The sequence below is a fragment of the Arthrobacter sp. 05L44 genome (assembly GCF_056397605.1).
Genome location: NZ_JBFTNS010000010.1, coordinates 80,364 through 88,839 on the forward strand (window position 1 = coordinate 80,364; position 8,476 = coordinate 88,839).

General features: G+C 67.9%; 8 protein-coding genes. 5 read left to right on the plus strand and 3 right to left on the minus strand.

Going from position 1 to position 8,476, the window contains the following annotated elements; genetic code table 11:
- Positions 1-40: 40 nt before the first annotated feature.
- Positions 41-781: a maleylpyruvate isomerase family mycothiol-dependent enzyme gene (locus tag AC1DHY_RS15350; RefSeq protein WP_476903869.1), complete on the plus strand. Its 741-nt coding sequence runs from the start codon at positions 41-43 to the stop codon at positions 779-781.
- On the opposite strand, the gene AC1DHY_RS15355 is transcribed toward AC1DHY_RS15350, so the two are convergent.
- Both AC1DHY_RS15355 and AC1DHY_RS15360 read right to left on the minus strand, forming a co-directional pair.
- Positions 778-1,293, minus strand: coding sequence for a methylated-DNA--[protein]-cysteine S-methyltransferase (locus AC1DHY_RS15355; RefSeq protein WP_476879710.1), 516 nt, complete (start codon positions 1,291-1,293; stop codon positions 778-780). The two genes, AC1DHY_RS15350 and AC1DHY_RS15355, sit on opposite strands and share 4 nt — an antisense overlap.
- Positions 1,290-2,867 (minus strand): DNA-3-methyladenine glycosylase 2 family protein, encoded by a 1,578-nt coding sequence (locus tag AC1DHY_RS15360; RefSeq protein ID WP_476903870.1) that lies wholly within the window; start codon positions 2,865-2,867, stop codon positions 1,290-1,292. Before AC1DHY_RS15360 ends, AC1DHY_RS15355 begins: the two co-directional genes overlap by 4 nt.
- 93 nt (positions 2,868-2,960) lie before the next feature.
- Here AC1DHY_RS15360 and AC1DHY_RS15365 point away from each other — a divergent pair, with 93 nt between their 5' ends.
- From AC1DHY_RS15365 to tyrS, 4 genes are all read left to right on the plus strand, one after another.
- Entirely contained in the window at positions 2,961-3,602 is a 642-nt protein-coding gene (locus tag AC1DHY_RS15365) for a DNA-3-methyladenine glycosylase (RefSeq protein WP_476879712.1), read from the plus strand.
- A gap of 128 nt (positions 3,603-3,730) precedes the next feature.
- The gene (locus AC1DHY_RS15370; RefSeq protein ID WP_476903873.1) at positions 3,731-4,246 is read left to right on the plus strand and encodes an adenine phosphoribosyltransferase; all 516 of its coding nucleotides are present in this window, start codon (positions 3,731-3,733) and stop codon (positions 4,244-4,246) included.
- 117 nt (positions 4,247-4,363) lie between these two features.
- On the plus strand, positions 4,364-6,592 hold the full coding sequence (locus AC1DHY_RS15375; protein WP_476879713.1) for a HelD family protein: 2,229 nt from the start codon (positions 4,364-4,366) through the stop codon (positions 6,590-6,592).
- 102 nt (positions 6,593-6,694) lie between these two features.
- Positions 6,695-8,008 (plus strand): tyrosine--tRNA ligase, encoded by a 1,314-nt coding sequence (tyrS, locus tag AC1DHY_RS15380; protein WP_476879714.1) that lies wholly within the window; start codon positions 6,695-6,697, stop codon positions 8,006-8,008.
- Here the strand turns inward: tyrS and AC1DHY_RS15385 are convergent.
- Positions 8,005-8,476: hypothetical protein (locus tag AC1DHY_RS15385; RefSeq protein ID WP_476903871.1), on the minus strand; the 472-nt coding region annotated here is incomplete at its 5' end. The genes tyrS and AC1DHY_RS15385 overlap by 4 nt on opposite strands.

The following is an 8,476-nucleotide window of genomic DNA, read 5'->3' on the forward strand; positions in this document are numbered from 1 at the left end:
TAATCGCCGCTAATCCGGATGCTCCGTTAGGATGGGCGCCATGATCTCAATCACCCCCGAAAATCTGCTGGAGGAACTCCGCCGCGCCGCCGACGTCGTGACCGGAATCGCCGCCACCCTCGACGACCAGGACGTGCTGGCCGCCTCGGAACTTCCCGGCTGGAGCCGCGGTCACGTGCTGGCCCACCTGAGCGGAATCGCCAACGCGATGGCCCGGCAGGTCGAGTACGCCGGCCGCGGCGAAAGCATTGAACTCTACGACGGCGGCTTCGAGGGGCGGACGCGGGCCATCGAGCTCGCGGCCGGCCACAGCGCCGACCAGCACCGCGCCGACGTCGGCAGTGCCGTCGACCGCGCGCTGGCGGCATTCAACGGGCTGGACGCGGCCGGCTGGGGTGAACCGATCAGCTACCGCGGCGGCGTAGTGTTCGACGGCGGCCTGGCGCTGTGGCGCGAACTGACCATCCACGCCACGGACCTTGGCACCGGCCGCGGCCCAGAGACGTGGAGCCGGCAATTCTGCGAACACCTCTTTGACTTCCTTGCGGTCCGGGTCCCCGAGGGCGAACGTTTTGTGCTGCAGCCGCTCGGCCTGCCGTCCGTGGGCATCGGCGCCGCCGGCGGCCGCACTACGGTCGTCAACGGCATGCTTACCGACATTGCCGCGTGGCTGGCCGGGCGCACCCCCACGCTGGGAAGCCTGCGCGCGACCGCCGCGGCCGACGGCGTCGACCTGCCGGCGCTGCTGCCCTGGCCGGCGGGTGTGCCGGTAAAGAACTAAGCCTGCAGGGCCAGGGCCAACTGCCGTTCGCGGTCCAGCAGGCTCTCTTTAATGGGCAAACCCCAGCGGAAGCCGCCCAGGCTGCCATCGGTGCGGATCACTCGGTGGCACGGTACAAACAGGGCAGCCGCGTTGAAAGCACACGCGCTGGCCGCTGCCCGGACGGCCCTGGCGTTGCCGGACAGGTCCGCGTATTCGGTGTACGTCACCGGGTGGCCCGCGGGGACATTGCGGAGCACGTCCCAGGCGTGACTACGGAAGGGGCCGGACTTCTGCAGCACAGGCACCTCCATGGCGGCCACGGGGTTGCCGGCATAGAACTCCTCCACGGCGGCCGAGATGCCGCCGAGATCCGGAACCGGGTCGTAGCCGTCCGGGAGCAGGTCCGCGTGGATCTGGCCGGTGAGTTCGCCCGGCACCGCGGTCCAGCCTGATGCCAGGACGGCGCCGTCCCGGGCAATGATCGTGAACGGGCCGTCCGGGGTGGACATGGTCAACAGCTGGGCTTTCATTTCGTCTCTTTCGTCGAGGATGCTGCCCCGGCCAGCGCGGGCCGGGCGCGGACGGAGTGTGTCGAGTGCGTCCCGACGGATTTGGTCCGGGACAGGGAGCGGGCTTGGGCCTGGGCCGCGGCGGCGGCACGCCAGAGGTGCATGGTGGCGTAGGAGCGCCAGGGGCTGACTTCACGGAAGTCGGGTGAGAGCGGGTCAGTGGCGCCCTCCGGTGCCAGCGCCCGGATGCCGTTGCGGACGGCGGCGTCGTTGGCGAGGAAGACGTCGGGGGCGCCGATCACCCGCATGGCCACATACCCCACGGTCCAGGGTCCGATGCCGGCCAGGGGGAGGAGCTTGGCTTGCAAACCGGCCAGGTCATCGCCATAGCCAAAATTCAGTCCGCCGGACGCCATGGCCTCGGCGGCCCCGCGGATGGAGTCGATGCGGCGCTGGGGTCCGCGCAGGCTCTGGTAACCGGTCGCGGCGATTTCTGCGGGCGTCGGGAAGATCCGCTGCAGTCCCTCCGCGGGGACCAGGCTGTCGCTGCCCGCGGCGGAGAGTTGCACCAGCGCTGTCCGGGCCGCGGCCACGGTGATCTGCTGGCCAATCATGGCGCGGATCAACAGCTCCTGCGGATCCACCGCTCCTGGCATCCGCATCCCGGGTACGGCCGAGACACAGGCGGACAGCCGCGGGTCCGCGCTGAGCGCCATGTCGATGGCGACCGGGTCGGCGTCCAGGTCCAGCAGGCGCCGGACCCGGCTGAGCAGCGAGGGGAGGTCCCGAAGGTCCACGGCGCCGATGGTGAGTTTCAGCGGCCGGTCCGGGGCGGCGGCGTCGTAGTCTACCCGGAAGCGGGCGTCGCCGTGGGCCAGCCGCAGCGTCCGGGCGTAGGAGGACGGCGTTCCCTCCTCGATGCCCGGGATGGCGCGGACGGCCAGGAACTCGAACACCCCCGGGTCGAACGGCTCGCGGTACGGCAGGTTCAGCGTCAGCGCCGTCGAGGCACCCGCTGTCCGGTCGGGTGTGTGATGGTGCCGTCCCGTGGCCCGCAACGCCGACGGGGTCATGGCGAAAACTTCGGTGATGGTCTCGTTGAACTGGCGGACGCTGCTGAAGCCCGCCGCGAAGGCGACGTCGGCGGCCTTCATGGTGGTCGAGACCAGCAGGGTCCGGGCTGTCTGGGCGCGGCTGGCACGGGCGAGTGAGAGCGGGCCGGCGCCGAGTTCATGGCTCAGGATGCGGTTCAGCTGGCGTGAGGAGTACCCGAGCCGTGAGGCGAGTCCCTCGACGCCGTCCCGGTTGATCACGCCGTCGTTGATCAGGCGCATCGCCCGGCCCGCGATGTCCGAGCGGACATTCCACGCGGGGGTGCCGGGCACGGCCTCGGGCAGGCAGCGCTTGCACGCGCGGTAGCCGGCGTCGTGCGCGGCGGCGGAGGTTTCGTAGAACGTGACGTTGCCGGCCTTGGGGGTCCGGGCCGGGCAGGACGGCCGGCAGTAGATGCCGGTGGTGCGCACAGCGGTGTAGAACTGCCCGTCGAAGCGGGGGTCCCGGGCATCGATTGCCCGGTAGCGCTGCCAAAAGTCCATAGCTCCATCCTGCCAGTTCCCGGCACGTGCCTGCTAGCGGAAATCGGACACTGCCGTGGACGGACCCGGCCGGGGGTTTGTTAAAGTCTTGGCATGGATTCCAGCACGACGCCGGAGGCCCTGCGGGGGCTGCTGTCCGCCGATGCCCGCACCGTGGCGCCCCTGCTGCTCGGCGCGGTGCTCACGCACGAGAGCCGAAGCGGCCCGGTCGCGGTGCGGATCACCGAGGTGGAGGCTTACCTGGGGCCCGAGGATTCGCTCCACCCGGACCCGGGTTCGCACACCTTCCGGGGCCAGACCCGGCGGAACGCCCCGATGTTTGGCCCGGCCGGGCACCTGTACGTGTACTTCACCTACGGTATGCATCACTGCGCCAACATCGTTTGCGGACCGGACGGGGTGGCCTCCGCGGTGCTCCTGCGCGCCGGTGAAGTCGTCGCCGGGGACGCTCTGGCACTCTCGCGGCGGCCGACGTCGAAAGCCCCCAAGGACCTGGCCAGCGGCCCGGCGCGTTTCGCCACTGCCCTCGGGCTGACGACGGCGGACAGCGGACGGGACGTCCTCACGCCGCCGTTCCGGCTTGAACTGCCCGCCGTGCCGGCCGCCGAGGTCAGCTCCGGGCCGAGGGTAGGCGTCTCGGGCGCCGGCGGCACCGACGACTACCCGTGGCGTTTCTGGCTCAGCGGCGACCCGACCGTTTCGCGGTACAAGGCGGCGAAGTCCCGGACGGCGTGACCGACGGGGCGCGTCTGCCCGGCGCCCGGTCCGCTGGCACCGAGTAAGGTGGACGGGTGAATCCCAGCGAACGTGCAACCCAGCCAGCGCAAGCCCACCAGCCGGTCCGGGACGGTGCAGCCGGGCCCGTGGACCAGCTGATCACCAGCCTGTGTGCCACGGTCCCGGATTACCCCAAGCCCGGAATCGTGTTCAAGGACCTGACCCCGGTGTTCGCCGACGGCCCCGCGTTCAAAGCCGTTGTGGACGCGCTGGTGGCGCCCTTCCTGGGCCAGTTCGACGCCGTCGCCGGTGTGGAGGCCCGCGGTTTCCTCCTTGCCGCGGCCGCCGCCTACGCCACGGGCACCGGCGTCGTTACGGTCCGCAAGGCCGGAAAGCTGCCCCGCGAAGTGGTCTCCGAGGACTACTCGCTGGAATACGGCACCGCCACCCTTGAGCTGCACAGCGCGGACCTCGCACCGGGCACGCGGGTACTGATCCTCGATGATGTCCTCGCAACCGGCGGCACCCTGGGGGCGGCGGCCCGCCTCTTTGAACGCTGCGGTGTCGCGGTGGCCGGGGTTGGCGTGGTCATGGAGCTCGGCGACCTCAACGGCCGCGCGGCGCTGGCCGGCCGGCGCATCCACTCGCTGCTGAAGCTCTAGGCAACGTCGCTACAATGCTGCACAAACCAGGCCTCAACAAAACTGACATGTTTCGGGATGCCTCGCCGAAATGGTTGTAGAATGGTTGGTCTGTCTTTTTCGATAGGGGAACGTTCGATGCACGACGCTGATTTGGCCCATGAACGCGACTATGTAGCCGGATTGTATGCCCGGCTGGATGAGTTGCGGGAGGAAAAGCGGGCCCAGCTCGCCCAGGTCCGCCGCGCCGGTGCCGTGGGCACCATGCAGAACGTCTCCGAGCGGGACGCCTTCGCCGCGCTCTACGAGGACCGCCTAGCCCAGCTCGACGCCGTCGACGACCGCCTTGTGTTCGGGCGCCTCGACCTCGACTCCGGTGAATCCCAGTACATCGGCCGCATCGGCCTGACCACCGAGGACCTGCAGCGTCTCATGGTCGATTGGCGTGCCCCTGAGGCCGGCCACTTCTACCAGGCCACGGCCTTTGACCGCCAGGGCGTCCGCCGCCGCCGGCACCTGATCCTGCAGGGCCGCGAGGTCAAGGCAATCGAAGATGACGTCCTGGACGCCGACCTGCTGGCCGACGACGAATCCCTGCAGGGCGAGGGCGCACTGCTCGCAGCCCTGAACTCCAAGCGCACCGGCCGGATGTCCGACATTGTGGGCACCATCCAGTCCGAACAGGACCGGATCATCCGCTCGTCCATTTCCGGCGCCCTGGTGGTCCAGGGCGGGCCCGGCACCGGCAAGACCGCCGTCGCCCTGCACCGTGCCGCCTATCTGCTCTACACCCACCGGGACCGGCTGAAGACCGCCGGAGTGCTGCTGGTGGGACCGTCGTCGTCGTTTATGAACTACATCGAGCGGGTGCTGCCATCCCTCGGCGAGACCGGCGTCGTTATGGCCAGCCTGGGCCGCCTGATGCCCGGCATCCACGCTGTGGCCGAGGACGACGCCGACGTAGCCGCCGTCAAGGGCCGGCTGGACATGGCCGAGGTGGTGGCCAACGCCGTCGCCAACCGCCAGCGGATCCCCGCCGAAAACCGCATCCTCGAGGTGGACGGCCGCAAACTCGTGCTGACGCCGCGCCAGGTCCGCCGGGCGCGCGAGAAGGCGCGGGCCACCGGCAAGCCGCACAATGAGGCCCGGGTCTCGTTCGTCAAGATCCTGCTCCGCGAACTGACCGAGCAGATGACCGAACTGGTTGAAGCCGGCAGCATCGGCAACAACGCCGATCGCTCCTATCTGGCCGAGGACGTCCGCTCCGCGCGCGATGTCAGGGTGGCGCTGAATCTCTGCTGGATGCCGATGACGCCCGAGAAACTGGTGGGGGAGCTGCTGAGCAAACCCGCGATCCTTGAGGCCTGCACCCCGAACCTCAGCGCCGCCGAACGGGCCCTGTTGCTCCGGCCCGCCGGCTCACCGTGGACCGAAGCGGACGTTCCGTTGCTTGACGAAGCCGCGGAACTGCTCGGGGAACTGGACCCGGCCGCCGGAAAGAGCCTGGCCCAGCAGGAGCACGACCGTGCCCGCGACCTCGCCAACGCCAAGCAGACCCTGGTCAACATGGAAACGGCCGGGGTGGATGTCCTCATCTCGGCCGAGGAGCTGGTGGACCAGAACCAGGAACGCGAGTCCCGGCTGACGGCGGCTGAGCGGGCGAACTCGGACCGCACGTGGGCCTTCGGGCACATCGTGGTGGACGAGGCCCAGGAACTCTCACCGATGCAGTGGAGGCTCCTGGTCCGGCGCTGCCCGCTGAAGTCGTTCACGATCGTCGGCGACATCGCCCAGACGAGTTCCGTTGCCGGGGCCAAGTCCTGGCAGAGTGCCCTGGCCCCCATGTTCGGGGACCGCTGGCAGCTCGAGGAGCTCACCGTCAACTACCGTACGCCTTCGCAGATCGCCGAGGCCGCGGCCCGGATGGCCAACGCCGCCGGCCTTGTTGTCTCCGCACCCAAGGCGGTCCGGGAGGGCCGCTGGTCGCCGGTGATCGACCGTGTTGGCCCGGGTGCCATCGTGGAGCGTCTCCTGGAGGTCCTTCCGGGCGAACTGGATGCGCTCGACGGCGGCCTGCTGGCCGTGATCGCCGACGGCGGACTGCTGCCTGAGGCGACGGCCGCGCTGCGCGCCGCTTATGGCCGCCGTGTCGGCACGGGTGCGGGCAGCTACGAGCAGGACATTGTTGTCATCAGCCCCCGCGAGGCAAAGGGGCTGGAGTTCGACGGCGTTGTGGTGCTGGAGCCGTCCGCCATGCTCAACCATGAGCACGGCCGGGTGGGGGACCTGTACGTTGCCATGACGCGTCCCACCCAGAGGCTGCGGCTCATTGCGGCCGCCCCCGTGCCCGCGGGCATCGAGGAGTAGGGGCTGCGCGCTCCGGCGCGTTGACCCGGAGGGCTCTGCCTAAGCCCGTCACGAGCCGTGCTGGGGCGGTTGGGCACCGGCGATCCTGCTAACTTAGATTCCGTGTCCCAGCTAAATGATCTTCAGTCCCAACAGAACGACCCCAGCTTTGCCAATATCTGGCAGGAGCTGAAATGGCGCGGCCTGATCCACGTCTCCACGGATGAGGCGGAACTGGAGAAGCTGCTGGCCGGCGGCCCCGCAACGTACTACTGCGGCTTCGACCCCACCGCCCCCAGCCTGCACCTTGGCAACCTGGTCCAGCTCCTGGTGATGCGCCGGCTCCAGCTGGCCGGACACAAGCCCCTGGGCCTCGTGGGCGGATCCACCGGACTGATCGGTGATCCGCGGCAAACCGCCGAACGGATCCTCAATACACCGGAGACCGTCGCGGAATGGGTCGGCCGGTTGCAGGGCCAGGTCCAGCGCTTCCTCAGCTTCGAGGGGGAGAACGCGGCACGGATGGTGAACAACCTCGACTGGACCGCGCCGCTGAGCGCTATCGACTTCCTCCGCGGCATCGGAAAGCACTTCCGCGTCGGCACCATGGTCAAGAAGGACATTGTCGCCACCCGCCTGAACTCGGACGAAGGCATCAGCTACACCGAGTTCAGCTACCAGATCCTGCAGGGCATGGATTACCTGCAGCTGTTCCGTGACTACGGCTGCGTGCTGCAGACCGGCGGCTCGGACCAGTGGGGAAACCTGACCAGCGGCACCGACCTGATCCGCAAGGTCGAGGGCAAGCACGTTCACGCCCTCGGGACGCCGCTGATCACCAATTCCGACGGCACCAAGTTTGGCAAGAGCGAAGGCAACGCGATCTGGCTGGACGCCGAGATGTGCAGCCCGTACGCCTTCTACCAGTTCTGGCTCAACACTGCCGACGCCGACGTCGCGGCCCGGCTGAAGGTGTTCACTTTCCTTAGCCGCGCAGAGATCGAAGCCCTCGAAGCGTCCGTGGCCGAGCGTCCGTTTGCCCGCGAGGGCCAGCGGAAGCTTGCCTACGAGGTGACCTCGCTGGTGCACGGCGTCGAGGCGACGGAAAAAGTCATCGCGGCATCGGCTGCTGTCTTCGGCGGCGGGGACCTGACCGGCCTGGACCAAGAGAGCCTGCGGGCGGCAACAGCCGAACTGCCCTCGGCCACAGTGGACGGCTCGGGACTGGGAATCATCGACCTCCTTGTGGCCACGGGGCTGTCCGACAGCAAGTCCGCGGCCCGGCGGACCGTGGGGGAGGGCGGTGCCTACGTGAACAACGTCAAGATCACTGATCCGGACGCCGTCATTGAGACCGCGGACCTCCTGCACGGGCGGTACCTGTTGCTGCGCCGGGGCAAAAAGAACCTCGCGACGGTGGAAGTTTCCGCGCCCTAACCGGCACCCTTCCCCTGGACGGTTTTCCGGCTGGCTCCAGCCGCGCTGCTCGCTCCCTTCCGGCCGATTTGCGCGGCCGGAAGGGAGCGTGTAATGTTTTCTGAGTCGCCGCCGCTGAGCGGTGACAACCCCCAACAAAAGAAGCAATTCTTCCTGCGCAAGACGTGGGAAAGCGAAATTGCTTCGCATTTTGCTGGGCGGATTCGCTTCTGCGGGTGAATTTCGGAAGAACTTCCGGATTTGCAAAGTGGAAATGAATGAAATAAGCTAAATACATCGCAGCGAAGAAAAAACAAAGCAAATTGTTTTGATAAGTATTCGAATGTGTCTGTTGTTTGAGAACTCAATAGTGTGCCAAGTTTGTTGATACCAATTGTTTTATTGATTGGTTGTTTTGGCTGTGTTGTCCACCCCGTGGATGGCATGGTTTTTACAGCTGGTTTCAAATTTTGTGCAGCCGGGTTGCCG

What these genes read in the sequence shown, in the direction of transcription:
- AC1DHY_RS15350 (WP_476903869.1), top strand. Translation starts at nt 41, where the DNA reads ATGATCTCAATCACCCCCGAAAATCTGCTGGAGGAACTCCGCCGCGCC.
- AC1DHY_RS15360 (WP_476903870.1), bottom strand. Translation starts at nt 2,867, where the DNA reads ATGGACTTTTGGCAGCGCTACCGGGCAATCGATGCCCGGGACCCCCGC.
- AC1DHY_RS15355 (WP_476879710.1), bottom strand. Translation starts at nt 1,293, where the DNA reads ATGAAAGCCCAGCTGTTGACCATGTCCACCCCGGACGGCCCGTTCACG.
- AC1DHY_RS15375 (WP_476879713.1), top strand. Translation starts at nt 4,364, where the DNA reads ATGCACGACGCTGATTTGGCCCATGAACGCGACTATGTAGCCGGATTG.
- AC1DHY_RS15365 (WP_476879712.1), top strand. Translation starts at nt 2,961, where the DNA reads ATGGATTCCAGCACGACGCCGGAGGCCCTGCGGGGGCTGCTGTCCGCC.